Consider the following 25,309-nt stretch of genomic DNA (forward strand, 5'->3'; position numbering starts at 1 on the left):
CAGAATCTGCGATTTCAACACGCTCATGACAGCCTTTCGGGCAGTGGCCAGAAGAACTCCCGAAAGGATGGGAACGAGCTGTTTCCCGGCAAGCCGTGTACGGACTGCCCCAAAGGCTTGCCTCATTGTCGACTGGTCGTCTCCGCTGCGTTTCCGGCCGTGTCTGGCCTCACAGCTCGATCCGGTACACCGTGCGGGATGGTTCGACAGTGGAGGGCACGTGGCGGATGCGGAAGCGCTCCTGTGCCGAGAGTCCGATGGTATCCCCGTCCTTCAGCACCGGACCGTGATCGAGCAGGTAGTGGGCGAAGTTGAAGGCCCGGTCCACCAGCGTCGCGGGCTTCTCGCGGAGCGCCACCAGCTCCAGCTCCATGAATCCGAAGGAGCGCATGCCCGAGGTGGCGAGCGTGAACGTGCCGTCCGTGTTGCGCGAGAGGTGGAAGGCCAGCCACAGGTAGAGGGGCAGCCGCTCGCGTGAGGTCCGCTTCGCCTCCTCGACGAAGTCGTCCGGTGCGTTCACCACCGGCCCCTCACCCCAGTACACGCCGTTGGCGTCGGTCGTAGCGGCCACCGCGGCCACCACCCGCGTCAGCAGCAACATCGTCGCGATGCGATCCATCCCCGGGGCCAGCACGGCGACGATGACGTGCGCCTGATGGGCCTTCAGCCTCGAGGTTGCCTCGGGCCAGTGCCAGGCGGCACGTGCCGGTCCCTCCAGGTCTCCCCAGGGAATGGGGGCGCTCATCAGCGTGAGGGTGACGACCGCTCCGTCCAGCTCGAAGCTCAGCGTGTCCCCCTCCTGGCGGACCTCCTTCGCGCGTGGAAGCTCCGGCCAGTTGTCCCGCAGAAAGGCCCGCAGCGCGCCCTCCGGCAGTGGCCTTGCACGATCGAGCGTCACCATCGCCAGCCCCAGGTTGCGCTGTGGCTTCGGCGCGTCCACTTCCACTGATTTCTTCCGGAAGAATCCCATTCGTCCTCCTCGTGTTCCGCGCCGCGGGCCCTCGCCGCGGAGACGCTCACGGGCCCGGCGTTATAGCCCACCCACGGCGAAGCGCGCTCTGGAGTCGAGGACCCGGGTGACCGCCCGGGTGGGGGCGGGCGGCCCCATGTCGGAGGTGGGTGATAGGGAAGGGAGGTGTGGAGGGGAAGGGCGATGGAGCGGAAGGCGTGGGAGAACCTGTCGGCGGCGCGTGTGCTTCTGGAGATCGAGGATCCGTGTCCCAACGCGGCGGCCTCGCGGGCGTACTACGCGGCCTACCATGCGTGCTGGCATGCGATGAACGAAGTGGGTATCCCTACTCCAGAAGTCAGGCCGGGTGTATATTACTTTTTGCATGAGCCACTCCCTCGAGATGCGGTTGCTGTGGGAGTGCTCGACGAGCAGGCGAGTGACGCATTGGACTGGCTGGTCCAGCTGTGCGTAGTGGCTGATTATCTGGTGGAGGAGTTGACAGCCGAGCTGGCAAGGGATGCGTTGGAGATGGCGACGAGCTTCGTCCGACGCTTGTTGGATGAGGAGCCAACATGGTGAGCGAGCGTGAAGAGATCCGGCGAAAGGTGATGGAGGCTGTCGGAGGCAGGCCCGTGAGGTGGACGGATCATCGGACCACGAAGGGCGACTTCCCGGGGCGGGATTGGACCTTGGAGGTCTTCGACGTCCCCATCGCGGAGCAGAAGGCGCTCCACAGTCGTCTGTTCCGGGGCATCAGGCGTCAACTCTGGGAAGAGAAGCGCCTGTGCCTCATGACGCTCTTCCACACCCCCGAGAACACGGATCGCTACTACGCCTGGGTCCGCGAGGAGCACGCGGCGGAGCGGGCGGGAGTGGCACGCGCCACTCCCTGATGCGACGCGGGGATTCTCGCCTCAGCGCTTGAACACGCGCGAGGCCACGCGGTCCATCACCTCGTCACTCCACACGAGGCTCGCCTGGGTCAGGCGCTTCATGTCCTCGCGGAAGGCCGCCTCCGACGGCACCGAGGCATAGGTGCGGCTCAGGAAGAGGCTGTTGTTCTCGGTCTCGTAGTCCACCGCGCCACCGCCGGTGTCCGTGCCGGACTTCTCCTCGGCGCGGAAACCCTCGAGCACGCCGGGCTTGGGGGGATCCCGGAACTTGTAGATGAGGGCGCTCGTCTCCAGCGTCTGCTTGTCCGTGTGGTACTCGAAGTAGAGCTGCGCGTTCCCGACCGCCGCTCCACCGAACCCCTGCGGGTTGAGACCCTCGCTCGCCTGACCGAGGGATTTCATGAACGCCTGCACCAGTCGCTGCGCTTCGTCGCGGGTCATGGGTCCTCCGCCTCTCAGGAGGCGTCATTCTTCCAGGTGGACGTTAGCAGCAGCCCGCCCGGCGTCGCGAGGAATGGTGGAGCCGAGAGGGCGTCGGGCCCCGGGATGACCGCTGGAGTGGGGGTGTTCGGCCCCATGTCAGAGGTGGGCGGTAGGAAGGAGGGCAGGGGGAGGGGAAGGGCGATGGAGCGGAAGGCGTGGGAGAACCTGTCGGCGGCGCGTGTGCTTCTGGACGTTGAGGATCCGTGCCCCAATGCGGCGGCCTCACGGGCGTACTACGCGGCCTACCATGCGTGCTGGCATGCGATGAACGAAGCGGGTATCCCTACTCCAGAAGTCAGGCCGGGTGTATATTACTTCCAGCATGAGCCTCTGGCCTACGCGGTACGCAGGGCGGGTGTGCTCGACACCCGGTTGAGTGAGGAGCTGGGTGAGCTGATCGAGTTACGCGTCGACGCGGATTATCTGGAACTGGATGTGACGGTGGAGGAGGCAAGGGATGCGCTGGCGGCTGCCACCGTCATCGTTCGGCATGTGCTGGGGGAGGAGCCGGCATGGTGAATGAGCGGGAGGAGATTCGTAGGCAGGTGAAGGAGATCGTCGGGAATCGGCCGGTGAGATGGACGGATCATCGGATCACGAAGGGCGACTTCCCAGGCCGGGACTGGTGCCTGAATGTCTTCGACGTGCCTTCCAAGGAACGGCGGGACCTCCGCCATCGTCTCTGGGAGTTGCTGTCGAAGTTTTATGACGAGAAGGGGTTGGCTCTGACCGTTCTCTTCCACACCCCCGAGAACACGGATCGGTATTACGCGTGGGTCCGCCAGGAGCATGCGGCGGAGATGGCGGGAGCGACCTGACATGAGAAACCTGGGAATCGCGGTGGTGCTCACCGTGCTCGCCGGTTGTGGGGGCGGAGACGAGATCCGGCGGTACCGCGTAGTGGTGGACCCCGCGCCGCTCTCGGCGCTCCCGAACTCCTGCTACCGCGGCGGAACGCCTCCGTCCCCCCGGGTGGAGGAGCGAAACCTCTACCGGGATTTCATCTGGACCGTCTGGGAGGCTGGCAGCGCGGATCGCGCCTTCCTGGAGCTGGACGCGCCCGAGGGCGGCTGGCCGCTGGGAGATGCTCCACCGGTGCAGCTCTCGGGAGCCATCGCCGGCACCGGGGACTCCTTCTCGGCCGAGCGGGTGCAGGTATCGGCCGATGGTCAGGTGCTCGAGTCCACCACCCTGCGCATCGTCTTCGAGGACCTGGACACCCTCTCCCGAGGGGTGGTGGAGCTTCGTTCGAGCTGTGCCGCGTGCGCCGGAGGCAGTGCCCTGTCCTGCGACGCCCGGCTTGCGTTTACCGCCCGGCAGGAAATCCTCCAGGAGTGAAGCACGCGGGCACACTCCGCGTTATCTTGAGCCCCGTCCATGGTCCTCAAAGGTCAGTTCCTCGAGCGCTCCACGCTCATTCCCGTCGGCAGCGAGGTGATGGAGGGCGTCGCGCACCGGGGCGATGAGCGCCCTCCGCTGCTCGTCCTCCCGCCCCGGCCCGAGGACGGCGGTGGCATGGACCATGTCATTGGCGCCGAGCTGGCCTTCGCCGCGGCCTCCGCTGGCCACCCGACCCTGCGCTTCAACTACCGGGGCGTGGGCGGCAGCCAGGGAAACAGGGGCTCGGGCGAGGCGCTGGTCGAGGAGGCCGGGGCCGCGCTGGGCGTGGTGCTGGAGAATGCCCACTCGCCCGCGGCGGCGGTGGCCGCGCTCCATGGCAGTGCCCGGGTCGCCCTCGAGCTCCGGGCGCGCCATCCCGAGGTGGCGGGCCTGTGCCTGGTGAGCCCCAGGGAGGTGTCGGCCCGGGAGCTGGCCGGGCTCGGCCGGGCGCTGCTGGTGGTGGTGGGCGAGCTGGACACCACCCTGTCCCGGGCGGAGCTGGCCGAGGCGGTGGACGCGGCGGGGGGGGAGTTGGCGGTGGTGGAAGGTGCCGGGGCCCATTTCCATCACGCCCTGCCCATGGTGGGAAAAGCCGTACGCACCTGGCTGAAGATGTTGTCGGGCAAATGACCGATATCGCGTAACTCGTTGAATTGACGAAGGTTCCCCACCCCGGAGGGAAGCTTGTCCGCCGGGAGGGGCGTCGAACAGACTCAAGAGACCCAATCGTTCCGCCGTTCGTTCGTAGGGGTCTGCATCAAGGAGCGCTCATGAAGCGTTGGATCCTGACAAGTGCGGTGCTGGCCCTGGCGGCCTGCTCGTCTCCCTCGGACTCCGAAGAGACGGCGCCCAAGGAGGCCCCGGCGGTGGACACCTCGCGGCGCGTCCTGGCCGAGGAGGCCCCCGGCGGCATCGTCGTGGACTTCAAGGACGGCACCACCAAGGCCGAGTTCGACGCCTGGGAGGCCGAGTGGGGCGTCGACCTCGAGTTCAACTCCGTGGAGGGCAAGCGCACCGGCGTGACGATCGCCCAGGGCGTGGAGGATGTGGACGCGGCGCTCGCGCGCATCCATCAGAACCCGGCCGTCGAGTCCGCCGAGCCGCTGCGGTTCTATTCGGTCCCGCCCGGTGAGCAGGCCGCGATGGACCTGGACTCCTCGCTCGAGGAGGACAGCAAGGACGGCTACACGCCGAACGATCCGGACTACCCCAAGCAGTGGAACCTCCGGATGATCCACATGCCGAGCGCCTGGAAGGAGAGCCGGGGCAAGGGCGTGGTGGTGGCGGTGCTGGACACGGGCATCGCCTACGAGGACCACGACGACTTCAAGCAGGTGCCGGACCTGAAGGGAGCGAAGTTCAAGAAGGGGTATGACTTCGTCAACGACGACGAGCACGCCAATGACGACCACGGGCACGGCACGCACGTGGCGGGCACCATCGCGCAGGTGACCAACAACGGGCAGGGCGTGGCGGGCGTGGCCTTCGAGGCGACGCTGATGCCGGTGAAGGTGCTGAACCACTTCGGCTCCGGCACGTCGGCGGACATCGCCGAGGCCATCCGCTTCGCGGCGGACAACGGCGCCAACGTCATCAACATGTCCCTGGGTGGCGGTGGCTACTCGAAGGTGATGGCGGACGCGGTGGAGTACGCGCGCAAGAAGGGCGTCACCGTGGTGGCCGCGGCGGGCAACGCTGGGCGCCCGCGCGTGGAGTTCCCCGCGGCGTACCCGGGCGCGGTGGCGGTGGCGGCGGTGGGCCCGGGTGGCTCGCGTGCCCCGTACTCGTCCTATGGCAAGGAGCTGGACATCGCGGCCCCGGGTGGTGACAAGCGCCAGGGTGACGCGGGCGGCATCCTGCAGAACACCATCGACCCGAGGGATCCGTCGCGTTCCGTCTACGCCGCCTACCAGGGCACGAGCATGGCGACGCCGCACGTGGCCGCCGTGGCCGCGCTGCTGTACGCCGAGGGCGCCAAGGGGCCGGATGAGGTGGAGAAGGCCCTCTACGCGGGAGCCAGGCGCGTGGGCGAGCAGGCCTGGACGGAGGAGTACGGGCACGGGCTCCTGGATGCCCAGGCGTCGCTGAACGCGCTCGGAGGTGGGATCTCTCGCTGGCCCTCCATGTGGTGGGCGCTGGCCCTGCTGGCGCTGGTGCTGCTGACGATGCGTGGGCGCGAGCGGCCCGGTTACCTCAACGTCCTCGTCCGTCCGAGCTTCCTCGTGCCGCTGGTGCTGGCCACCGTGGGCGTGTTCTTCGCGCGCTCGTGGTTCGGTGGTGCTTCCGGGGTGGCGGGTGACGTGGTGGACGCGGCGTACCTGCCCATCCCCGACTGGCAGCGCATCATCTTCGGCCGGGGCAAGACGGCCAACCCGCTCTTCTACAGCTCGCTCATCCCGCTGCTGCTGTCCTTCCTGGCCATCAAGTTCAAGGGGCTCCGGTCCGCCATCGGCGGGCTCGCCCTGGGCTTCGCGGGCTTCCTCGCCTACGCCGCCTGGTCCAAGGCTCCCTCCCTGGCGTGGATGCCCTTCCACTTCCTCGCGCTGCCCTGGCTGGTGATCAACACGTTCATCTGCCTCATCATCGCGCGGGCCATGCTTCGCAAGGAGACGGCGGCATGAAGCTCACCGGGCGCGTGGTGTACCGCGACATCGAGACGGGCGTCTGGGTGCTGGAAGGGGATGACGGCCGCACCTACCAGCTCGCCGGTGGCGATCGGAAGATCAAGAAGGACGGTCAGCGCGTGGAGGTCGAGGGTGATGTGGCCCGCGACATGCTGACCGCCGCCATGGTGGGGCCCGTGTTCAACGTGGCCTCCTACCGTTTCATCTGACTCGGGCTCTCGAGTGGGAGTACGGGGACGGGCACCCTCACCCCGTCCCTCTCCCGGGGGGAGAGGGGATGGGGGGGCGCACCATCCGCTGCAACAGGTGCTCGAGCGCCTTCGCCGGCTCCTCGCACAGTCCCGCGTGGACCGGTCCCGTCTGGAGCATCGTGCTGCGCGGCGCCACCAGCCAGTGGAAACGCTCCTTCTGCGGCAGCTGGCCGATGGGCCCCGCCGCCTTGCCTCCCGCGCAGATCCGGGGAATCGACTCCAGGTGGCTCCTCAGCAGCTCCACGTCCGCGTCCGGCGCGAGCGCCAGCAGCCGCCGCTCGTCCAGCTCCACCCGCGCACCGAGGAACCGGTGGGTGAGGCAGTAGAGGATGACACCCGCGTTGATGAACTCCTCGCGCTCCACGCGCGGCACGATGCGGATGATGGCGTAGTCAAACGAGCTGTGCGCGGGCACGTTGCGCCTCCTCGATGAACGCCGGCGCCGCTTCCAGGCGCTTCAGCAGGTAGGTGACATAGGCCTCCCGGTGCTCGGCCGCCGTCGCGAAGCGGGGCTCCGACGCCGGGCCCAGCCACGCCTCGGGCACGCACCCGACGACGTGCCGGATGACGTCCGCCGTCACCCGCTGGCGCAGCGCCGCCGCCGCCTCGGGCAGGGCCGACGCCCAGGGCAGCAACACATGGTCCTTCACCGCCGGGAAGCGGCTCTGGCTGCGCTCCAGGTAGTCGTCCCACGCGTGGTGGAAGTACAGGGACGCTCCGTGGTCGATGAGCCACAGCGCCTTGTGCCAGCTCAGCATGTTCGGGTTCTTCGGCGTGCGGTCCACGTTCGTCACGTAGGCGTCGAAGCAGACGATGGCCGAGGCCTCCTCCGCCTTCGGCGCCGGTCCCACCGTGGGATCGAACGTGATGGAGCCCGGCAGGTAGTCCATGCCCAGGTTGACGCCCCCGCTCGCCTTGATCAGATCGCGGATCTCCTCGTCCGGCTCGGCGCGGCCCAGGGCGGGATCCAGCTCCAACAGCACGAGCTCCGGCATCCTCAGGCCCAGGGCCCTCGCCAGCTCGCCCGAGATGATCTCGGCCACGAGCGCCTTGATTCCCTGGCCCGCTCCCCGGAACTTCAGGACGTACATCCCCGAGTCCTCGGCCTCGACGATGGCGGGCACCGAGCCGCCCTCGCGCAGCGGTGTGACATAACGTGTCGCGGCGATTCTTCTCACGCGTGGACCCTCACCCCAGCCCTCTCCCAGGGGGAGAGGGGGCATACCCGGTCAACGGACATCGGTCTTCTTTTGTTTGGACTGCCTCGCCCGCTCCTGGGCGTACTCGCCGAGGGGGATCTCGCCCCGCCGGGCCTGGACCCGGAGCTCGTACAGGGCCTTGCGCTCGGCGTGCAGCGCGTCCGGTGCGCCTTCCGGGACGCTCTGGAGCGGGAAGTCCCTGTCGATCCGGCTCAGCTGGATGCCAAGCGGATCCACGGCCTTGTAGGTGCCCAGGGCCAGCACGGCGGCGAGCATCCAGGGAACCGCCAGTTGGAGGAGCCGGGGCGCGGGCATCAGCAGGATAGGGGCCTCCGGGGCCTCGAGCTCCTCGCGCGAACGGGGTGGGCCGAGCAGGGACGGGAAGCGGCGCGTGGCGGCCAGCAGCGCCCAGAGCACCGCGCCGCCAATGAGCACGAGCATCAGCATGCCCTTCGCCTGCTCCTGGGAGCCCGGCTGCTCGGGCATCTCGAGGTGGCGCGCGGAGAAGAACAACACCATGGAGACGAGGTTGTTGGCCGTATGCGCGAGGATGGCCGGCCAGAGGGAGCCGGTGCGCACCAACAGCCAGCCGAACAGCACTCCCAGCTCCACCCGGGCGAAGAAGCCCACCGGATCCAGGTGGAACATGCTGAAGACGACCGCCGAGAGGAGGACGGCGCGCATGGCGGGTCCTCCGGGAGCCCTCAGGCCCTGGAAGAAGACGCCCCGGAAGAAGAACTCCTCGCAGAGGGGCGCCACGACGGTCACGCTCACGACGATGAAGGCCATCTCCAGGGAGGACTGGCCGCGGAACATGTCCGCGACGTCGTAGATCTCCCGCCACGCCGGGGGCAGCAGCGACTGGGCGACGTACTGGACGGGCGCGACGATGGCGAAGAAGTTGACCACGCCGAGCACGAACCCGAAGACCACCGGTGCCAGCCCCGGGAAGGCGAGGCGGGTGTAGCGGACCGGCTCCCTCCCGGTGGCGCGCAGCACGTACCAGCCCAGGCCGAGGAAGACGAAGATCTGGGTGAACCAGATGCCGAAGGCCACGTTGAGGGTCTGCACGAGCAGCCCCGAGGCCAGGAAGGCCACGAACACGGCCGCCGCGGCGCCCACGGCCACGGTGCGGGGATCGCGCAGGTGCGGCGAGGGTGTAGGGGGGCTGGGGCTGACTTCTTCCAACGGCTTTCTCCAACGGCGAGGAATGCGAGGGACGTGCTCGAAACACGACGCACTGGAACGAGGCGCTTCTATAATGCCCCCCACTTTGGCGCGCTTCCCGGGACGAACGCAGCGAAGGTTGAACGAGGTGGGCGCTCTGGCGGCGCTCCTGGTAGCGGGGACCGCTTCGGCGTCCGCGTTCCACCTCGAGGCACGCACCGAGGCGCAGATCTACCAGATTCGCGCCTGGAGGGACGCTTCTCCTGGCGAGCCGGTGCTGTTGCCGCGCCGGAGGATCGTCCAGTACCTGGGGCTCAACGGCTACGAGCTCGTCACCGGGCAGGACGTGGGCTTCGAGTCCAGCCTGCGCGTCTTCGCGGACCTGGGCCTGCCGCGTGGCGAGGCGGCGAAGATCGACGGGATGCGCGCGGAGGACGCGGACCTGCTCTACGCCTTCGTGCGCTACGGGGCCAACGGCTTCGAGGGCCGGCTGGGGCGGCAGCTCTACGTGGACACCTCGGACATCCTGGCCTTCGATGGCCTGCGGGTGCGCTACGTGAGCCCGCTGGGGCTCGGGGCGGAGGTGTACGGAGGGCTGTGGGTGAAGGGGGCGGGGTTCCTGTCCTCGTCGGTGTACCAGCCCGACGGTACGCGCGAGAGCGACGCGCGGCGGCTGGAGCAGGGCGTGCCCGGAGCGGATCCCACGCTGACGGCGCTCGAGCCGGTGTACGGCGCGAAGCTGCTGCTGGAGGACTTGAAGGGAGTGTCCGCGTCGGTGGGCTACCGCCGGGCGCTGGTGGAGGGGAAGACGGACCTCGAGCGCGCGACGGTGGAGGCGCGGTATGGGCGGGGACTCGGGCTGAGCGCGGTGGCCGGCGTGGACTTCGATGTGCTGAAGCTCCGGCTCGCGCAGGCCCGCGCGCAGGTGCGGTGGGACGGGGAGCAACTGGCGGTGAGCGCCGAGGCGATGCGGCTCTCGCCCGTCTTCTCCGCGGACTCCATCTGGTACTGGTTCGCCTTCGCTCCCCGGGACGAGGCGCGGGTGCGCGTGGACTTCTTCCCGCGAGGCCCGCTGCGCTACTACGTGCAGGGCGTGGGGAGCCTGTACCACACCGAGCTCAACAGCACCCTCGCGCTGGCGGAGGCGGCCAAGGAGCCCGGGGGGCCTCCGTCGCAGACGGTGGGTGGCTCGGCGGGCGCGTCGCTGCGGTTGGGGCGCTTCCGCTCGGCGTTGGATCTGTCGTTCCGGCAGGGCTTCGGAGGCTCGCAGCTCTGGGCGGATCTCACCGCCGGGTATGGCTTCGGGCAGGGGCGCTTCACCCTGGACGGGCGGTTGTCCGCGGCGCACATCGATGATGGCTTCAACCCGCTGCTGGCGGGCAACTTCTTCGGCGCGCAGGTGTGGGCCAGCCAGATGCTGTCCCGGGCCGCGCGTTTGTCCCTGGTGCTCGAGCAGAACGTGAACCCGTTCACCCGCTGGGACTCCAAGGTGTTCTTCCTCTTCGACTTGAAGGCGAGCCTGTAGATGGAGCGCCGCTTCCGTACAGCCCTGGGCCTCGTTGCCCTGTCCTTCGTGGTGGCGGGCCTCACCTGGGCGGCCACCTCGCGCGAGCGCAGCCTCGCCGTCTACCCGGCCCAGCACATTCCCCTGCGGTTCGATCACTCCCAGCACCTGGCGGGAGGCGCCGAGTGCGTCACCTGTCACGAGGGCGTGACGGCCAGTGACTCGGCGAAGGAGCGCAACCTGCCGGGCCACGCCGAGTGCGAGACCTGTCATGACCTCGAGGCGGCGAAGAAGGGGGCGAAGACGGACCCGCCGTCGGCCTGCAACACGTGCCACCCGGGGTTCGATGCCACGGTGCGCGTGGCGCCGGCGAAGGTGGACGTGCCCCCGGCGAACCTGCGCTTCAGTCACAAGGTGCACGTGGCGAAGAAGGTGGAGTGCACGTCGTGCCACGGGACCATGACGGACGTGAAGCTCGCCACCCGGCAGCAGTTGCCGAAGATGGCCTCCTGCTTCGAGTGCCATGACGGCAACGTGGCCACGAAGCAGTGCAAGAGCTGTCACCCGGCGGAGCCCTCGGGGCGGTTGCAGCTCTCGTTCCCCTCGGGCGTGCTGCGGCCGATGCAGGGCAACCCGCTGGGCCTGGACCACGGGCCCCGCTACGAGTTCACCCACGGCAACCGCGCGTCGGTGGATCGGCAGACGTGCATGTCCTGCCACGCCGAGTCCTATTGCCAGACGTGCCACGACGCGCTGCAGAAGCCGTTGTCGGTGCACCCCAACGATTTCATCACCCTGCACCCGGTGCAGGCGCGGCAGGACAGCACGCGCTGCTCGAGCTGCCACCGGATGCAGTCCTTCTGCGCCTCGTGCCACGAGCGCACGGGGGTGGGCATGGACGCGGACCGCTCGCTGCGCCCGCGCAACGTGAAGGTGCACCCGGACTACACCGCGTGGGTGGAGACGCCCGGGCCCCAGCACCATGGCGTGGTGGCCTCGCGAGACATCCAGCAGTGTGTGTCCTGCCACCGCGAGGAGTCGTGCATGAACTGCCACTCGGAGCGCTCGGTGCGCAGGCAGGTGAATCCGCATCCGGATGGCTTCGCCGCGGCGTGCAAGCGGGTGGCGGCGGCCAATGACAGGGCGTGTCTCAAGTGCCACACCGAGGAGAGCCTCGTGGCGAAGGGGTGCCGCTGATGCGCCGGTTCCTGCTGATGGGGCTGCTGGGGTGCACCGCGTGCCTGGAGCCGGGAGATCCCTTCCTCGCCGCGCGCGACACGGATCCGCCCGACGTGGTGTCCACCGAGCCGAGCGCGGGAGGCACGCTGCTCGCGACGGGCACGCTGGAGGTCCTCTTCTCCGAGACGATGGACGTCCGCACGCTGCGCCCGGGCATCGCCGTCTTCGAGGGCCGGGTGGAGCTTCCGTTGAAGCTGACGGTGCCGCCCGGCTCGGACGTGGGCGAGGACATCGAGCGGGGAGACGTGCCGTTCACCGTCACCGTGGGCACGGAGGCGGGGTCCTTCAAGCCGGGCACCGCGTACACGCTGGTGCTGCGCGCGACGCTGACGGACCAGGAAGGGAACCCGCTCGGGCAGGAGGTGCGGGTGCCCTTCCGGACGTCGCCGTGAGGGCTCAGCCCTGGTGGCGCAGGTAGCGGCGGATCTCCTCGGCGAACTGCTTGCTCGCCGCCACGTCGGGCGCCGCCGGCCCCAGCTTCAGCTTCTTGTCCTCTTCCACCAGGTAGCGCTGCTCCAGCAGGTAGGCCACGGCGTTCTCCAGCGTCACCTTGGCCAGTGACTCGGCCGCGGTGATGCGCCCCGAGTGGTACTCGGCCCGGCCCACATCCATCGCCTGCTTCACGAAGGCCTTGCGATCCTGCGCCGTCCCCGCCGCCACCTCCGGCAGCGTCTGCGCGGCGATCAGGTAGGCCTCCAGGTAGTCGCGCAGCAGGTCCGCGAGGAACTCCAGCTCCGGCCGGGCATGGGGCTCCGGCGCCACGCTCAGCGTGTCCCCCTGGTGGAGCACCAGACCCATGCGCACCAGCCGCTCGACCACCTCCGTGAAGATGGTGTCGAAGCTGGCGCCCACCCGGTAGATGAACTCCACCTTGAAGAGCCGCGACAGCCACAGCGCCCGGGCCTTCACCTCGTCGAACGGCGCCGGGGCCCCCACCAGCAGCGCGTTGGCCACGAGGCTGCGCGCCGCCACCAGGTTCATCAGCGTGTTCTTGTAGAAGGACATCTCGCCGCGGCGGTTGTCCTCGGCCTGGTAGATGACCTCTCCGTGCGCCTTCTGCGTGCGCACCATGCCGTCCGAGCAGAACGTGCGCATGGCGTCCTGGATGGCGCCCATCGCCTCGGGATTGCTCGGAGAGTCCTTGAGCATCGTGGACAGCGGTGCCTTCTCCTCCTCGGCGATGCGGCGCAGGACGGTGATGCGGTCCGTGAGCTCGCGGCTCGTCATGCCGCGCCGGCGGTGGGCGAGCAGCGACGCGCTCACCAGCGCATGCGGCGTCACGGTGGACACCTTGCTGATGCCGTACATCACCCGGTTGCCGAGCGCGCGCACGAGGCCCTTCTTCTGCTCGTCCGTGAAGGGCTCGGCCGGGTCGAGCCCGCGGCTCTTCATGAGCTCCACGAGGGACAGGGGCTCGTCGAAGGTGAGGTGGATGCGGCCGTAGCGCGCCGCGAGCACCTTGGGCGTGCTGAGCAGGGCCTTGATGTCCTCGGGCTTCTTCTCGCCGCCGGCCAGCTCCTTCGAGTAGCTGCCCGACTCCACGACCTTCTCGTAGTCGATGGACACGGGCACGAAGATGAGATCGTTGCGAGCGCCCTCGAGCACGGCCTCGAGCTGCCAGGTGAACATGCCCAGCTTGGGCTGGAGCAGCTTGCCGGTGCGCGAGCGGCCGCCCTCGGGGAAGAACTCCTGGTGCGCGCCGTCATGCACGAGCTTCTTCACGTAGCCCTTGAAACTGGCGGCGTAGACCTTGTCGTCCTTGAAGGAGCGGCGCAGGAAGAAGGCGCCGCAGCGGCGCAGGAGGGGCCCGAGCGGGAAGAAGGACAGGTTGGCGCCCGCGGCGACCAGGGGCACGGCGTAGCCGCGGTTCCACAGCACCCAGCTCATCACCAGGTAGTCCACGTGGCTCTTGTGCGAGGGGCACAGGACGAGGGGCGCCTTGCTGGCGGCCTTGAGGGCGCGATCGAGCCCGGCCTCGTCCACCTCGATGCCGTCGTAGATGCGGTTGAACACCCAGCCGAGCATGGGCGCGACGAAGGTCAGGGTGGTGGGGCTGGGCTTGCCGGCGATGGCCTGGAGGTTGCGGCGGGCCTGGCGCAGGACGCTCTCGGGCCGGCGGTTGCTCTCGGCGGCCACGGCGTCGAGCGACTTGCGCAGGGTGCGGTCGCGCAGCGTCTCCTCGATGATGCGCTCGTGCGGCTTCACCGGCGGGCCGAAGACGGCGCGCGTCTCCCGGGCCAGGTGGTGGTTGAGCGCGCTGCGCACCTTGCGGGCGATGAGCTCGTCCGAGTCCCGCGGGTTCTCCTCGATGAAGCGCTTGAGATCGATGGGCTCGCCCACGCGGAACTGCGCGCGGCGGTAGTTGCGGAAGAACGCCACCATCGAGTGGACGAAGCCGGGCGCGTCCGGGCTGCCGAAGACGTGATCCAGGACGCTCGGCTTGATGCGCGAGGTGCGCTTCTCCCAGACGAAGAGCTCGGGGACCAGGAAGATGGTCTTGTCGCTCTTGCGCGCCATGGCGACCAGGGCGGGGAAGGGGTTCTCCTCGATGTCCTTGCCCGCGGCGCTCAGCAGGGCCGTCTTCTTGAGGAAGATGAGGCCGCTGCCGGCCTGGCGCCGGGCGTAGGTGAAGCGCACGTCGAAGTCGCCACGCTGGGCCGTCTTGCGGAAGGGGCGGGTGAACCAGGGCCGCAGGTTCACCACCGCCCGCACGGGAGGCAGGGCCCGGCGCACCATGGCCCAGGCCAGGTAGAGGAAGTTGATCCACGCCGTGGTGCGCATGACGTGCACCACGAACCCCTTGGCGTGGAGGGCGCGCAACTCGTCCTCGGCCTCGGCGGGGAACCGCACCCCGTCGAAGTACCGCTCCCCCAATATCCGGGAGACGGGCCCGAACTCCTCCTTCAATGCCTCACTGTGATTGACAGCCGGTGTCAGTGCGGTGTCCACGTGCGGGCCCCCTTTTTCCACGCGTGCCTCGTTACATGTTCTCGGGAGTGGCGATACCCAGCAGCGACAGGCCCGCGGCCAGCGCCGCCCGCGTCGCATCCGTGAGCGCGAGCCGAGCGGCCTTCACGGGCTCGTTGTCCTCCACGAGCACGCGCTTGCCGCGATCCTGGTTGCCCAGCGTGTAGTAGCGGCTGAACTCCGCGGCGAGGTCCAACAGCCACCGCGCGACGAAGCTGGGCTCGCACTGCTCCGCGGCCTCCTGCACCACCACCGGCAGCCGGGCGATGGCGCGCAGCACGGCCTGCTCCTCGGGCAGGGTGAGCAGCGACGCGTCATACGAGGCCGGAACCCCGCCGCCCTTGCGCAGGACGTTGCAGGTCCGCGCGTGGGCGTACTGCAGGTAGGGGCCGGTATGTCCCTCGACGGCGAGCACCTCGTCCCAGTCGAAGGTGTAGTCCGTGGTCCGGCGGTTCTTCAGGTCGCCGAAGAAGATGGCGCCCAGGCCGATCTGCTCGGCGAGGGCCTCGGGGTCCTCCGTCTGCATCTTCCCCGCCTGGATGTTCTCCTGCACCTTCTCCAGAACGCGGGCCTTCGCCTCGTCGAGCACGTCGGTGAGGAGCACCACGTTGCCCTTGCGCGTGCTCATGCCGTGCACGCGGCCGAAGTTGACGTGCACCATGCGGTCCACCCACTCGCGGCCCATGGCCTCGAGCACCCGGAAGAGCTGCCGGAAGTGCAGCGCCTGGTCCGTGGCCACCACGTACAGCGACTTCTCGAAGTGGAAGCGCTCGTACCGGTCGATGGCCGCCGCCAGATCTCTCGTGGCGTACAGCGTGCTGCCATCGTTCTTCTTGAGCAGCACCGGCGGCTCGTTCTCCGCGTAGGGGATGTCCACGATGGTGGCGCCCTGGGACTCCTTGACGCCGGGCTTGCGGGCGATCTCCTCGATCACCGGCTCCATCTTGCCCTGGTAGAAGCTCTCGCCCTCCATGTGCTCGAACTTCACGCCGAGCCGGGCGTAGATGCGCGCGAAGTCACGCAAGGACGTCTCGCGGAACTCCTTCCAGAGCGCGAGCGCCTCGGCGTCATTGGCCTCCATGCGCCGGAAGAAGTCACGGGCGCGCTCGTCGAAGGCGGGCTCCGCCTCCGCGCGCTTGTTGGCCTTGATGTACACCTCCACCAGGTGGGCCATGTCGTTGCGCCGGGCCGGGTCGCCGTACTCCTGGAAGCCCACGGCCACCAGGCCGAACTGCTTGCCCCAGTCACCCAGGTAGTTGATGCCCTCGACCTTGTAGCCGAGTGCCCGGTGCAGGTTGGCCACGCTGTGGCCGATCATCGTCGAGCGGATGTGGTGGAAGGCGATGGGCTTGGCGATGTTGGGCGACGAGTAGTCCATGACCACCGTCTTGCCGGCGCCCACGTCCCCGCCGCCGTAACGCGCGCCCTGCGAACGCACCGTGTCGAGCACCTCGGCGGTGAAGGGCATCAGCGCGAACTTCGCGTTGACGTAGGGGCCGGCGGCCACCACCTCGAGGCCCGGCACCTTGATGCCCTGGGCGAGCGAGGCGGCGATGGCGGGAGGGGCCTTCTTCTGGGCCTTGGCCAGGGGGAAGGTGGGGAAGGAGAAGTCACCGTGAGCCGGGTCGGCCGGCTTCACCTGGGATTCGAGCTCGGAGGCGGGGACGCCCAGGGCCTGGGCGAGCGCCTCGACGAAGGCAGTCCGATAACGGGAGTAGACGGAAGGATTCATTGGATCGCGCGGATACTAAGCGAAACGGGGCGTATTCCGCGCACCTTCTGTCACCGCATCGGGCCGGAATTCCCTTTCAGGTGACGGCGGGGTTGCGGCGGCTGGGGCGGACCACGGCGGCCACGGTGTCGAGCAGCCGCGGCAATTGCAGTGGCTTCTCGAAAAATCCGTCGATGCGGTCCAGGCCCTGGCCGGCGCCGAGGGTGGAGACCTCGCTGGCGCCGGAGATGATGTAGACGGCCACGTCCGCGAGGGACTCGGTGCCGCGGATGAAGCGCAGCACGGAGCGTCCGTCCTCCTCGCTGAGGCGCAGGTCCAACAGCACCATGGCCGGGCGGATGTGCGAGAGGATGGAGCGGGCCTCGGCGGCGCCCGAGGTGGACATCACCCGGTAGCCCTCCTGTTCGAGCACCTGTTGGAGCACCTCGCGGCAGTCGGCGTCGTCCTCGACGAGGAGGATGCCACCGGCGCGGGGGCCGGCCTGGGCGCTCTCGGGGGTGCTGACGGCGCCGGCGAACATGGGCAGCACCATCTGGAAGGTGGAGCCTTCACCCAGCGTGCTGGCGGCCTCCACGCGGCCGCCGTGCAGCGCGAGGATCTTCGCCACCAGGGGCAGGCCGAGGCTGCGGCCCTGACCGCGGGTGGTTTCCGGGCGGTAGAAGGGATCGAAGACGTGCTCCAGGTCCTCGTTGCCGATGCCCGGGCCGGAGTCCTTCACGGTGAGCAGGGCGAGCCCGTCCTCGACGGAGACGCGCAGCTCCACGGTGTCATCGGCCTCGCAGCGGTGGATGCCGCTCTCCACGAGGTTCTGGATGGCCTCGGCGATGCGCTCGCGGTCGCCGCGGACGAAGACCTCGCCGCAGGGGGGCAGGGTGAGCTGCACCTTGGCCTGCTCGGCCATGGGGGTGAGGGTGCGGAGGACTTCCTCGGCCACGGCCTTGAGGCCGAAGGGGCGCTGGTTGAGCTGCATCTTCCCGGCCTGGAGGCGGGACATGAGCAGCAGATCGTTCACCATGCGCAGCATGCGGTCGGCGCTGCGGTCGCACACCTGGACCGCGCGGCGCTGGGCGTCGGAGATGGGCCCGAGCTTCTCACGCCCCATCATGGCCAGGTAGGCCTTGAGGGTGGTGAGGGGGTTCTTCATGTCGTGCGAGACGTTGCCGAGCAGCTCGTCGCGGCTCTGCTCGAGGGCCTTGAGGCCGGCGATGGCCGTCTGGAGATCCTTGTTGCGCCGGGCGCTGTCGTCGCGCAGGCGAGCCACCTCGTAGGCGGCGGAGAGCTGGCCGGCGAGCGCCATCAACATGGAGTCGGAGACGGCGCGGCGGGGCGCGAGGATGGCGAGCACGCCGTTGACGCCATGGGGGCTGTCGAGCGGCACGGCGAGGGTCTCCTCGTCGCGCTGGATGGACTTCTCGGTGAAGGCGCGGCCGACCACGCCCTGCTCGGGGGTGGCGGCGGTGATGCGGTCGTCGTAGCGGCCGCGCACGTGCTCCACGTGGAGCTGGTTGCGCGAGGGCTCGAAACGGGCCACGTAGCAGGCCTTGGCCTGCATGAGGCCGTGGATGATCTGCAGTTGCGAGCGGAGGGCCTCGGTGGGGCCGGCGCTGGAGGAGATGTGCTGGGCCATCTCCACGAGGGCGCGCTCGGCGGCCTCGCCGTCCACGGGGGGTTGGGGCTTGACCGTCCGCCGGGGCTTCTTCACCTCGGGACGGAGGGTGACGATCTCTGCCAGATGCGGAACCTTCTTCTTCGGCACGGAGCTACCTCGGCAACCAGGGGGTGGCGCGTCCATCCCCGTTCACGGGTGGGGGTGGCGCGATCACCACGCGGGCCGATCCTGCGCCACCCGGAGCCGGGGTGGGAACCCTTCCCCGAGCCCTCTCGGAACAGGGGACGACCGCAGGACAATTGCCATGTCGGATAGGTGACATCAGGACGGGTGGAGGGCTCCCCACCCGTGGGGTTCTGGACGGTTCGTCCGCGGGGAGCCGCGATCAGCCGCGGCGCTGCACGAGGCCGCTGCCGTCGAGGTAGTAGGGCTCGTTCATCACGGCCTCCACCTTCTCGCGGTAGCCCTGGACGCCGAAGCCGCTCTCCTGGAGCGCGGCCAGGGCGGCCGTCTGCACGCGGCGCGCGGTGTCGTTGGAGGTCAGGAGGCGGAGGATGGGCTCGCGCGCCGGCTCATGCTTCTGGGGACCGAGCGCCTTGAGGGCGGCGATCTTCACCTCGTCCGCCATGTCGTCGAGGTGGGGGAGCACGGCGGGGGCGATGCGCGGATCCTGCTTGCCGGTGACGTAGTGGAGCAGGACGACCTTCTTCTCGGGGTCGCGCATGTACTGGGCGCTCAGGGCGTTGAGCGTGTCCACGATGATGGTGACGACCTCGGGCTCGGGCAGCAGCGACTCGAGGATGCGCAGCGCCCAGGAGGTGGCCTGCTCGTTCTTGCGCAGGAACTCGGTGACGGGGCCCACGGCGTCCTTGTCGAAGCTCTTGATGAGCTCGAAGACGTGCTCCTTCTCGTCGGCGTCCGTGGTGAGGGGCTCCACGGTGATGGTGTAGCGGTGGAGCAGGACGCTGACGGCCTCGGGGATTCGCATCTCCCCGAGCTGCTGGAGGGCCTTCTGGCGGGTGGTGGGGTCCCCGTACTTCTGGGTCACCTTGGACTTGAGCTTGAGGGCTTTTTCGGGGCCGGAGCCGCCGAGGAAATCGAAGATGCCCATGAGGAAGAGGCTCCGAGGGTGATGTGAGTTCTTGGGCGCCGTGTAGGACGCGGCGCAAGCTAACGCAAGAAGCTTGGATGGCCAGTGACCGGCCGTTGATTCGAGATGCGACTAGAGCTGGAGGGAGCCCCGGACATCGCCCTGGTAGGCGCGGGCGAGGGCTTCGGCGGCCTTGCGGGCCTCGGTGGAGGGGTGCTCGGGCACCTTGACCTGGAGTGTGAGGTAGAGGTCTCCCGCGGGTCCTCCCTTGAGGGAGGGGGCGCCCCGGCCGCGCAGGCGCATGCGGCGGCCGGACTGGGAGCCCTCGGGTACCTTCACGGTCACCTCGCCCTGGAAGGTGGGGACGCGGACCTCGGCGCCCAGCATGGCCTCGGAGACGGTGACGGGCAGGTCCATGTAGAGGTCGTCACCCTCGCGGCGCACCAGGGGGTGCTCGGAGACGATCGTCTCGATGTAGAGGTCCCCGGGAGGACCCCCGCGCGAGCCCGCGGCGCCCTGGCCGGCCAGCCGCACCTTGGAACCGGTGTGGACGCCGGCGGGGATCTTCACGGTGAGCCGGGCCGTCTCGTCCACCACGCCCGAGCCCTGGCAGGAAGGGCAGGGGGGAGCGGCGCGGCCGGAGCCCCGGCAGGTGGGGCAGGTGCCGCTGGTATTCATTCCCAGGACGCCGCTGCGGCGCACCCGTCCGGTCCCTCCGCAGGTGGAGCACGTGGAGGGAGTCCCCACCTGGCCCGAGCCCTGGCAGCGCTGGCAGCGGCCGGGGCGCTGGAGCGAGATGCCGCGCTCGACGCCGGTGAGGGCCTCGTTGAAGCTGAGGGTGAGGGTGGCCGTGATGTCCTCGCCCGGGGTGGGACCGGCGGCCCGGCCGCCACCGGCGCGTCCGAACACCTCGCCGAAGTCCACGCCACCGCCGCCGCCGCCGCCCGAGCGGTTGAAGATGTCGCCGAGGATGTCGCCCAGGTCGAAGTCCACGCCCCCGCCCCCGCCGCCGAAGGGCATGCCGCCGCCGGAGGCCTGGGCGGCCTTGTAGGCGCGGTACTGGGTGGCCTTCTTCTCGTCGAAGCCGAACTGGGCCGCCTCGTCGCCGAACTCGTCGTACAGCTTGCGCTTGCGCTCGTCCGAGAGCACTTCGAAGGCTGCGTTGAGTTGCTTGAACTTCTCCTCGGCCGCCTTGTCGCCCGGGTTGACGTCCGGGTGATACTTGCGGGCGAGCTTGCGGAAGGCCTTCTTGATTTCGTCGGCTGAGGCCGTCCGGGACACGCCGAGAATCTGGTAGTAGTCGTCCGCCATGGGGTTACCGCCCTCCGAAACAGCAACAACGTAACCTGCCATGCGGCGATCGCCAGCAAGGCATGTGAGCCAGGGTCGGGATGTATAAAGTGGCCGGAGGCGCGAGGGAGAGCATGTCAGCGCGGTACCGACAGGGGACGAAGACGGTGCTGGTGGCGGGCTGGCTGGCGCTGGTGCCGGTGGCCGCCGCCCGGCCGCCTGCTCCCGAGCCCCCGTCCGAGCCCTCCTCGGGAGCTCCGGGGGGCGGGAGCCGGGTCATCGACCGGGTGGTGGCGGTCATTGGCACCCAGGTCCTCACCCTGAGCGAGCTGGAGTTCGAGACCCGGGTATCGCTGGTGCAGCGAGGAGCCGTGCGAGCGGCGGAGGCCCCGCTCGACGAGAAGACGCTCCGGGGAGCGCTGGAGCTGGCCATCAACTACCGGCTGCTGGTGGCGGGGGCGGACCGGCTGCAGGCCTTCCAGGCGGAGCGCTCGGAGGTGGAGGCGCGGCTGAGGTCGTTCCGGGACCGCTTCGAGGACGAGACGGCGCTGCTGGCCTTCCTGGCCCGGCACGACGCGGACGTGGAGCAGCTCACGGTGGTGTTGGAGCGGAACGTCCGGGCCGAGCGCATCCTGGACAGCCGGATCCGCCTGCGCGCCCAGGTGAGCGACGCGGACGTCCGGCGGTACTGGGAGGAGCACAAGGGAACGCTGGGGGGTCCGTTCGAGGCGGTGCGGGACACGCTCCGGGAGAAGCTGTTCCGGGAGCGTTACACCAGGCTGGCGGGGGAAGAGTTCCAGCAGGTCCGGGAGAGCGCGAGGATCCGGCGGGTGGCGCCCTTCGCGCGGCTCCAGGAGGGGGAGCAGCCATGAGACGCATGCGCGAGGATGACCGTCCGGGGAGCAAGCCCAGGCCGGAGTCTCCGTTCCTCATCCGCAGGATGACGCGGGAGGATCTGCCGGCGGTGATGGACCTGGAGAAGGCCTCGTTCCGCAACCCCTGGTCCTTCGAGCTGCTGCAGCGCGAGCTCAGTCACGACTGGTCCGTCATCTTCCTGTTGGAGGAGCCGCTGCCGGAGGGGGGGAAGCGCCTGCTGGGCATCTCCATCTTCTGGATCGTCCACGACGAGGTGCACGTGCTGAACGTGGCGACGGCGCCGGAGCACCGGCGGCGGGGGGTGGGGCGGGAGCTGATGGAGGCCACCCTGCTCGAGGGGCGGGCACGCAAGTGCAGCCTGGCCACGTTGGAGGTGCGCAAGAGCAACGAGGCCGCGATCAACCTCTACAAGTCGTTCGGCTTCCGCGCGGTGGGGGTGAGGCCGAACTACTACGTGGACGAGGGCCAGCCGCCCGAGGACGCGATCGTGATGGTGCTCGACTTCTAGCAGCCAGGGGAGTAGAGGACCGGCCCCGCTGTCAGAGTGTAGGAATGGATGCCCGTGGGGTTCACGGTTCAAGCCGTGGGCCAGCAGTCGCTTGACACAGGGTGCTCCCTCCCTATACTCGCGACCCTTTTTCAAGCGCAGTTGTAGGTTTGTATGCGCCCCCGGGGACACCCCCCCGGAGCAATCGGGAAGGAAGAGGAGTTCAGTGCCGACTATCAGCCAGCTGGTCCGCAAGGGCCGCGAGAAGTTGAACATCAAGGGTAAGAGCCCCGCTCTGAAGGAGTGCCCCCAGAAGCGTGGCGTGTGCACCCGCGTGTACACCACCACTCCGAAGAAGCCGAACTCGGCCCTCCGCAAGGTGGCGCGTGTTCGTCTGACGAACGGGATCGAGGTCACCTCCTACATCCCCGGCGTGGGTCACAACCTCCAGGAGCACTCGGTGGTGATGATCCGCGGTGGCCGTGTGAAGGATCTCCCGGGCGTTCGCTACCACATCGTCCGCGGCACGCTGGACTCGGTGGGCGTGGCCGGCCGCAAGCAGAGCCGTTCGAAGTACGGCGCCAAGCGCCCGAGCTGATTTCCGCTCGAGATCACCTTCGTTTCATTTGATTGGGATGCTTGCCCCGCACCCTGGGGAGCCTTCCTGAGTTCGCCAACGCAGTTCGAAGCCCCTATTTAGCCTCCCGGGTGCAAGGGAGCGGGGCGTAAGGGATACAGAGCAATGCCTCGTCGTCGCGTAGTAGCCAAGCGCAAGATCCTTCCCGATCCGAAGTTCCAGGACCGCCTCGTCACGAAGTTCGTGAACGACCTGATGCGCAAGGGGAAGAAGTCCATCGCCGAGCGGGTGTGCTACGGCGCCTTCGCCCTCATCGAGGAGCGTGCGAAGGAGGATCCCCTCAAGACGTTCAAGAAGGCCCTGGACAACGTCAAGCCGGTGCTCGAGGTGAAGAGCCGCCGCGTCGGTGGCGCCACCTACCAGGTGCCGGTGGAGGTCCGTCAGGACCGCCGCGTGGCGCTGGGCATGCGCTGGATCATCACCTACGCCAAGGCGCGTGGTGAGAAGACGGCCATGGAGAAGCTGGCTGGCGAGATCATGGACGCCGCCAACAACCGTGGCAACGCGGTGAAGAAGCGCGAGGACACGCACAAGATGGCCGAGGCCAACAAGGCCTTCGCCCACTACCGCTGGTAGTCCTGCGTCTCCTGTAGTATCCGGCACCCGGATGCGGACCCCCGCGTCCGGGTGTTTCCGGTCTTTGACAACCGTTTCGTTGGTTTCGTGGTTGGAAGGGCAGGGGAACCGCCCGTCCTGTTCTGGAGAGGTTCGGAGAAATGCCTCGCGAGTATCCGCTCGAGCGCTATCGCAACATCGGCATCATGGCGCACATCGATGCCGGCAAGACCACGACCACGGAACGGATCCTGTTCTATACGGGAGCCATCCACAAGATGGGCGAGGTGCATGAAGGCACCACGACCACGGACTGGATGCCCCAGGAGCGCGAGCGCGGCATCACGATCACCTCGGCCGCCATCACCGCGTTCTGGAGCAGGAGCGAGCAGAAGTACCGCATCAACATCATCGACACGCCGGGCCACGTGGACTTCACCATCGAGGTGGAGCGCTCGCTGCGCGTGCTGGACGGGGCCATCGCGGTCTTCGACGGCGTGAACGGCGTGGAGCCCCAGTCCGAGACGGTCTGGCGCCAGGCGGACAAGTACAAGGTCCCCCGCATCTGCTTCGTCAACAAGATGGACCGGGTGGGCGCGGACTACACGATGTCCGTCAACTCCATCCGCGAGAAGCTGGGTGCGCGTCCGGTGCGCCTGCAGCTGCCGCTCGGGACGGAGGACAAGCTGCGCGGGGTCATCGACCTGGTGCGGATGAAGGCGCTCGTGTTCCACGACTCGGAGCAGGGCAGCCGGTACGACGTGGTGGACATCCCCGAGGAGTTCCTCGAGGAGGCCACCGCGGCCCGGAGCGAGCTCGTCGAGACGGCGGCCGAGCAGGACGACGCGCTCACCGAGAAGTTCCTCGAGGGCACGGAGCTGACCGAGGCGGAGATCCGCGGGGCCATCCGCAAGGGGTGCCTGGGGCTGAAGATCTTCCCCGTGTTCTGTGGCTCGTCGTTCAAGCACAAGGGCGTGCAGCCGCTGCTGGACGCGGTGGTGGACTACCTGCCCAACCCGCTGGAAGTGCCCCCGGTGCACGGCAAGTCGCCCAAGGGCGAGGACGAGACGCGGCCGACGGATGACAAGGCGCCCTTCAGCGCGCTGGCGTTCAAGATCATGAACGATCCGCAGTTCCCGTCGCAGACGCTGACGTTCCTCCGCATCTACTCGGGCAAGCTGGAGGCGGGCTCGGCGGCGTGGAACTCGGTGAAGGGCAAGCGCGAGCGCATCAGCCGTCTGGTGCAGATGCGCGCGGACAAGAAGGACGAGGTCCAGGAGTGCTACGCTGGTGACATCTGCGCGGTGGTGGGCCTGAAGCTGGCGACCACGGGCGACACGCTCTGCGACGACAAGCACCCCATCATCCTGGAGCGGATGGAGTTCCCCGAGCCCGTCATCGACGTGGCCATCGAGCCGAAGTCCACGGCGGACCAGGACAAGATCATCACGAGCCTCGCGCGCCTGGCGATGGAGGACCCGTCCTTCCGCGTGAAGACGAACGAGGAGACGGGGCAGACCATCATCGCCGGCATGGGCGAGCTGCACCTGGACATCATCGTCGACCGGCTCCTGCGTGAGTTCAAGGTGGACGCCAACGTGGGCAAGCCCCAGGTGGCCTACCGCGAGACGATCACCCAGGCGGTGGAATCCGAGGGCAAGTACATCCGCCAGACGGGTGGCAAGGGCATGTACGGCCACATCAACCTGCGGGTGGCCCCCAACGAGCCGGGGGCCGGCTTCGCCTTCGAGAACAAGATCGTCGGCGGCACGGTGTCCAAGGAGTTCATCGAGGCGGCGAAGCAGGGCATCCAGGAGGCCATGCAGAGTGGTCCCATCGCGGGCTACCCCATGCTGGACGTCAAGGTGGAGGCCTACGACGGCTCCATGCACGACGTGGACTCCAACGAGATGGCCTTCAAGATCGCCGGCTCGATGGCCTTCCGCGACGCCGTGCGCACCGCCGCTCCGACACTCCTCGAGCCCATCATGGACTGCGAGATCGTCACCCCGGACGACTTCACGGGTGACGTGATTGGCGACCTGAACGGCCGCCGCGGGAAGATCATGGGCATGGAGCCCCGGCCGGGAGGCGTACAGGCGATCAACGCCCAGGTGCCGCTCGCCAAGATGTTCGGGTACTCGACCGACCTGCGGAGCCGCAGCCAGGGAAGAGCCACCTACACCATGCGGTTCAGCCACTACGCGCCGGCACCCAAGGACGTGCTGAACCGTTGATGCACCCGGCCCCTCGCATGGGGGGCAGGCGATTTAGATTGACGTTTCCGCGGGTTTGAAGCACGACGCAGCACCTTTTCTCGATTCGGCCGGAATCCGGTCCGCGAGGAGCAGCAATGAGTAAGGAAAAGTTCGAT

Annotated in this window: 26 protein-coding genes; 16 read left to right on the top strand and 10 right to left on the bottom strand. The window is 68.5% G+C overall.

Annotated features, from left to right (window positions below):
• Positions 1 to 169: 169 nt before the first annotated feature.
• Entirely contained in the window at positions 170 to 970 is an 801-nt protein-coding gene (locus tag Q664_RS40440; protein WP_043408912.1) for a DUF4261 domain-containing protein, read from the bottom strand.
• A gap of 183 nt (positions 971 to 1,153) precedes the next feature.
• On the opposite strand from Q664_RS40440, the gene Q664_RS40445 reads away from it, so the two are divergent.
• Both Q664_RS40445 and Q664_RS40450 read left to right on the top strand, forming a co-directional pair.
• On the top strand, positions 1,154 to 1,531 hold the full coding sequence (locus Q664_RS40445; protein ID WP_043408915.1) for a HEPN domain-containing protein: 378 nt from the start codon (positions 1,154 to 1,156) through the stop codon (positions 1,529 to 1,531).
• Positions 1,525 to 1,845 (top strand): hypothetical protein, encoded by a 321-nt coding sequence (locus tag Q664_RS40450; RefSeq protein WP_043408919.1) that lies wholly within the window; start codon positions 1,525 to 1,527, stop codon positions 1,843 to 1,845. The genes Q664_RS40445 and Q664_RS40450 overlap by 7 nt, the downstream gene beginning before the upstream one ends.
• Positions 1,846 to 1,866: 21 nt before the next feature.
• Here Q664_RS40450 and Q664_RS40455 read toward each other — a convergent pair whose 3' ends face one another.
• A complete protein-coding gene (locus Q664_RS40455) occupies positions 1,867 to 2,286 on the bottom strand; it encodes a hypothetical protein (protein WP_043408922.1) in 420 nt (139 codons plus the stop codon).
• A 105-nt stretch (positions 2,287 to 2,391) separates the two neighbouring features.
• Here Q664_RS40455 and Q664_RS40460 point away from each other — a divergent pair, with 105 nt between their 5' ends.
• From Q664_RS40460 to Q664_RS40485, 6 genes are all read left to right on the top strand, one after another.
• Positions 2,392 to 2,847 (top strand): HEPN domain-containing protein, encoded by a 456-nt coding sequence (locus Q664_RS40460; RefSeq protein ID WP_043408924.1) that lies wholly within the window; start codon positions 2,392 to 2,394, stop codon positions 2,845 to 2,847.
• Positions 2,841 to 3,146: a hypothetical protein gene (locus Q664_RS40465; protein ID WP_043408927.1), complete on the top strand. Its 306-nt coding sequence runs from the start codon at positions 2,841 to 2,843 to the stop codon at positions 3,144 to 3,146. The genes Q664_RS40460 and Q664_RS40465 overlap by 7 nt, the downstream gene beginning before the upstream one ends.
• Before the next feature lies 1 nt (position 3,147).
• Positions 3,148 to 3,666, top strand: coding sequence for a hypothetical protein (locus Q664_RS40470; RefSeq protein ID WP_043408929.1), 519 nt, complete (start codon positions 3,148 to 3,150; stop codon positions 3,664 to 3,666).
• Positions 3,667 to 3,705: 39 nt separating this feature from the next.
• Complete coding sequence (locus tag Q664_RS40475; RefSeq protein ID WP_043408931.1) at positions 3,706 to 4,338, top strand: alpha/beta hydrolase; 633 nt, start codon at positions 3,706 to 3,708, stop codon at positions 4,336 to 4,338.
• 140 nt (positions 4,339 to 4,478) lie between these two features.
• Positions 4,479 to 6,329: a S8 family serine peptidase gene (locus Q664_RS40480; RefSeq protein ID WP_043408934.1), complete on the top strand. Its 1,851-nt coding sequence runs from the start codon at positions 4,479 to 4,481 to the stop codon at positions 6,327 to 6,329.
• Positions 6,326 to 6,541 carry a DUF5818 domain-containing protein gene (locus tag Q664_RS40485; protein WP_043408938.1) on the top strand — a complete coding sequence of 72 codons (216 nt, stop codon included), beginning with the start codon at positions 6,326 to 6,328 and terminating at the stop codon, positions 6,539 to 6,541. The genes Q664_RS40480 and Q664_RS40485 overlap by 4 nt, the downstream gene beginning before the upstream one ends.
• Positions 6,542 to 6,578: 37 nt before the next feature.
• Here the strand turns inward: Q664_RS40485 and Q664_RS40490 are convergent, their stop codons facing one another.
• From Q664_RS40490 to Q664_RS40500, 3 genes are read right to left on the bottom strand one after another with little or no spacing between them, the layout of a single operon-like run.
• Complete coding sequence (locus Q664_RS40490) at positions 6,579 to 6,998, bottom strand: DUF3037 domain-containing protein (protein ID WP_043408940.1); 420 nt, start codon at positions 6,996 to 6,998, stop codon at positions 6,579 to 6,581.
• A complete protein-coding gene (locus Q664_RS40495) occupies positions 6,976 to 7,761 on the bottom strand; it encodes a HipA family kinase (RefSeq protein ID WP_043408977.1) in 786 nt (261 codons plus the stop codon). The genes Q664_RS40490 and Q664_RS40495 overlap by 23 nt, the downstream gene beginning before the upstream one ends.
• Before the next feature lie 51 nt (positions 7,762 to 7,812).
• The gene (locus Q664_RS40500) at positions 7,813 to 8,970 is read right to left on the bottom strand and encodes a CPBP family intramembrane glutamic endopeptidase (protein ID WP_052519274.1); all 1,158 of its coding nucleotides are present in this window, start codon (positions 8,968 to 8,970) and stop codon (positions 7,813 to 7,815) included.
• Positions 8,971 to 9,043: 73 nt separating this feature from the next.
• Between Q664_RS40500 and Q664_RS40505 the strand changes: the two genes are divergently transcribed.
• From Q664_RS40505 to Q664_RS40515, 3 genes are read left to right on the top strand one after another with little or no spacing between them, the layout of a single operon-like run.
• Positions 9,044 to 10,474: a hypothetical protein gene (locus tag Q664_RS40505; RefSeq protein ID WP_052519275.1), complete on the top strand. Its 1,431-nt coding sequence runs from the start codon at positions 9,044 to 9,046 to the stop codon at positions 10,472 to 10,474.
• Complete coding sequence (locus tag Q664_RS40510) at positions 10,475 to 11,650, top strand: cytochrome c3 family protein (protein WP_043408944.1); 1,176 nt, start codon at positions 10,475 to 10,477, stop codon at positions 11,648 to 11,650.
• Positions 11,650 to 12,084, top strand: coding sequence for an Ig-like domain-containing domain (locus Q664_RS40515; protein ID WP_043408986.1), 435 nt, complete (start codon positions 11,650 to 11,652; stop codon positions 12,082 to 12,084). The genes Q664_RS40510 and Q664_RS40515 overlap by 1 nt, the downstream gene beginning before the upstream one ends.
• Before the next feature lie 4 nt (positions 12,085 to 12,088).
• On the opposite strand, the gene Q664_RS40520 is transcribed toward Q664_RS40515, so the two are convergent.
• The 5 genes from Q664_RS40520 to Q664_RS40540 all read right to left on the bottom strand — a co-directional run bounded on the left by Q664_RS40520 (position 12,089) and on the right by Q664_RS40540 (position 20,401).
• Positions 12,089 to 14,641 (bottom strand): 1-acyl-sn-glycerol-3-phosphate acyltransferase, encoded by a 2,553-nt coding sequence (locus Q664_RS40520; RefSeq protein WP_043408947.1) that lies wholly within the window; start codon positions 14,639 to 14,641, stop codon positions 12,089 to 12,091.
• A 31-nt stretch (positions 14,642 to 14,672) separates the two neighbouring features.
• A complete protein-coding gene (argS, locus tag Q664_RS40525) occupies positions 14,673 to 16,391 on the bottom strand; it encodes an arginine--tRNA ligase (protein WP_043408950.1) in 1,719 nt (572 codons plus the stop codon).
• 76 nt (positions 16,392 to 16,467) lie between these two features.
• Complete coding sequence (locus tag Q664_RS40530; RefSeq protein ID WP_043408953.1) at positions 16,468 to 18,147, bottom strand: hybrid sensor histidine kinase/response regulator; 1,680 nt, start codon at positions 18,145 to 18,147, stop codon at positions 16,468 to 16,470.
• 238 nt (positions 18,148 to 18,385) lie between these two features.
• The gene (locus Q664_RS40535; protein WP_043408956.1) at positions 18,386 to 19,111 is read right to left on the bottom strand and encodes a HEAT repeat domain-containing protein; all 726 of its coding nucleotides are present in this window, start codon (positions 19,109 to 19,111) and stop codon (positions 18,386 to 18,388) included.
• Between the two features lie 111 nt (positions 19,112 to 19,222).
• A complete protein-coding gene (locus Q664_RS40540) occupies positions 19,223 to 20,401 on the bottom strand; it encodes a DnaJ C-terminal domain-containing protein (RefSeq protein WP_043408958.1) in 1,179 nt (392 codons plus the stop codon).
• A 113-nt stretch (positions 20,402 to 20,514) separates the two neighbouring features.
• Here Q664_RS40540 and Q664_RS40545 point away from each other — a divergent pair, with 113 nt between their 5' ends.
• From Q664_RS40545 to fusA, 5 genes are all read left to right on the top strand, one after another.
• The gene (locus Q664_RS40545) at positions 20,515 to 21,252 is read left to right on the top strand and encodes a hypothetical protein (protein ID WP_043408963.1); all 738 of its coding nucleotides are present in this window, start codon (positions 20,515 to 20,517) and stop codon (positions 21,250 to 21,252) included.
• Positions 21,249 to 21,764, top strand: coding sequence for a ribosomal protein S18-alanine N-acetyltransferase (rimI, locus tag Q664_RS40550; RefSeq protein WP_043408966.1), 516 nt, complete (start codon positions 21,249 to 21,251; stop codon positions 21,762 to 21,764). The genes Q664_RS40545 and rimI overlap by 4 nt, the downstream gene beginning before the upstream one ends.
• Before the next feature lie 205 nt (positions 21,765 to 21,969).
• Positions 21,970 to 22,341, top strand: a complete 372-nt coding sequence (gene rpsL / locus Q664_RS40555; protein ID WP_043408969.1) for a 30S ribosomal protein S12 — start codon at positions 21,970 to 21,972, stop codon at positions 22,339 to 22,341.
• Between the two features lie 144 nt (positions 22,342 to 22,485).
• Positions 22,486 to 22,956, top strand: coding sequence for a 30S ribosomal protein S7 (gene rpsG, locus Q664_RS40560; RefSeq protein WP_043408972.1), 471 nt, complete (start codon positions 22,486 to 22,488; stop codon positions 22,954 to 22,956).
• 140 nt (positions 22,957 to 23,096) lie between these two features.
• Complete coding sequence (gene fusA, locus Q664_RS40565; protein WP_043408975.1) at positions 23,097 to 25,172, top strand: elongation factor G; 2,076 nt, start codon at positions 23,097 to 23,099, stop codon at positions 25,170 to 25,172.
• The last annotated feature ends 137 nt before the right edge of the window (positions 25,173 to 25,309 follow it).

This window comes from Archangium violaceum Cb vi76, assembly GCF_000733295.1.
In the GTDB taxonomy this organism is placed as follows: Bacteria; Myxococcota; Myxococcia; order Myxococcales; family Myxococcaceae; genus Archangium; species Archangium violaceum.

Excerpts from the sequence above, each read along its gene's own strand:
- fusA (WP_043408975.1), top strand. The coding sequence starts at position 23,097 with ATGCCTCGCGAGTATCCGCTCGAGCGCTATCGCAACATCGGCATCATG.
- Q664_RS40535 (WP_043408956.1), bottom strand. The coding sequence starts at position 19,111 with ATGGGCATCTTCGATTTCCTCGGCGGCTCCGGCCCCGAAAAAGCCCTC.
- Q664_RS40450 (WP_043408919.1), top strand. The coding sequence starts at position 1,525 with ATGGTGAGCGAGCGTGAAGAGATCCGGCGAAAGGTGATGGAGGCTGTC.
- Q664_RS40485 (WP_043408938.1), top strand. The coding sequence starts at position 6,326 with ATGAAGCTCACCGGGCGCGTGGTGTACCGCGACATCGAGACGGGCGTC.
- Q664_RS40515 (WP_043408986.1), top strand. The coding sequence starts at position 11,650 with ATGCGCCGGTTCCTGCTGATGGGGCTGCTGGGGTGCACCGCGTGCCTG.
- Q664_RS40470 (WP_043408929.1), top strand. The coding sequence starts at position 3,148 with ATGAGAAACCTGGGAATCGCGGTGGTGCTCACCGTGCTCGCCGGTTGT.
- Q664_RS40460 (WP_043408924.1), top strand. The coding sequence starts at position 2,392 with ATGACCGCTGGAGTGGGGGTGTTCGGCCCCATGTCAGAGGTGGGCGGT.
- Q664_RS40465 (WP_043408927.1), top strand. The coding sequence starts at position 2,841 with ATGGTGAATGAGCGGGAGGAGATTCGTAGGCAGGTGAAGGAGATCGTC.
- Q664_RS40480 (WP_043408934.1), top strand. The coding sequence starts at position 4,479 with ATGAAGCGTTGGATCCTGACAAGTGCGGTGCTGGCCCTGGCGGCCTGC.
- rimI (WP_043408966.1), top strand. The coding sequence starts at position 21,249 with ATGAGACGCATGCGCGAGGATGACCGTCCGGGGAGCAAGCCCAGGCCG.
- Q664_RS40445 (WP_043408915.1), top strand. The coding sequence starts at position 1,154 with ATGGAGCGGAAGGCGTGGGAGAACCTGTCGGCGGCGCGTGTGCTTCTG.
- argS (WP_043408950.1), bottom strand. The coding sequence starts at position 16,391 with ATGAATCCTTCCGTCTACTCCCGTTATCGGACTGCCTTCGTCGAGGCG.
- Q664_RS40545 (WP_043408963.1), top strand. The coding sequence starts at position 20,515 with ATGTCAGCGCGGTACCGACAGGGGACGAAGACGGTGCTGGTGGCGGGC.
- Q664_RS40475 (WP_043408931.1), top strand. The coding sequence starts at position 3,706 with ATGGTCCTCAAAGGTCAGTTCCTCGAGCGCTCCACGCTCATTCCCGTC.
- Q664_RS40505 (WP_052519275.1), top strand. The coding sequence starts at position 9,044 with ATGCCCCCCACTTTGGCGCGCTTCCCGGGACGAACGCAGCGAAGGTTG.
- Q664_RS40440 (WP_043408912.1), bottom strand. The coding sequence starts at position 970 with ATGGGATTCTTCCGGAAGAAATCAGTGGAAGTGGACGCGCCGAAGCCA.
- Q664_RS40455 (WP_043408922.1), bottom strand. The coding sequence starts at position 2,286 with ATGACCCGCGACGAAGCGCAGCGACTGGTGCAGGCGTTCATGAAATCC.
- Q664_RS40510 (WP_043408944.1), top strand. The coding sequence starts at position 10,475 with ATGGAGCGCCGCTTCCGTACAGCCCTGGGCCTCGTTGCCCTGTCCTTC.
- Q664_RS40540 (WP_043408958.1), bottom strand. The coding sequence starts at position 20,401 with ATGGCGGACGACTACTACCAGATTCTCGGCGTGTCCCGGACGGCCTCA.
- rpsG (WP_043408972.1), top strand. The coding sequence starts at position 22,486 with ATGCCTCGTCGTCGCGTAGTAGCCAAGCGCAAGATCCTTCCCGATCCG.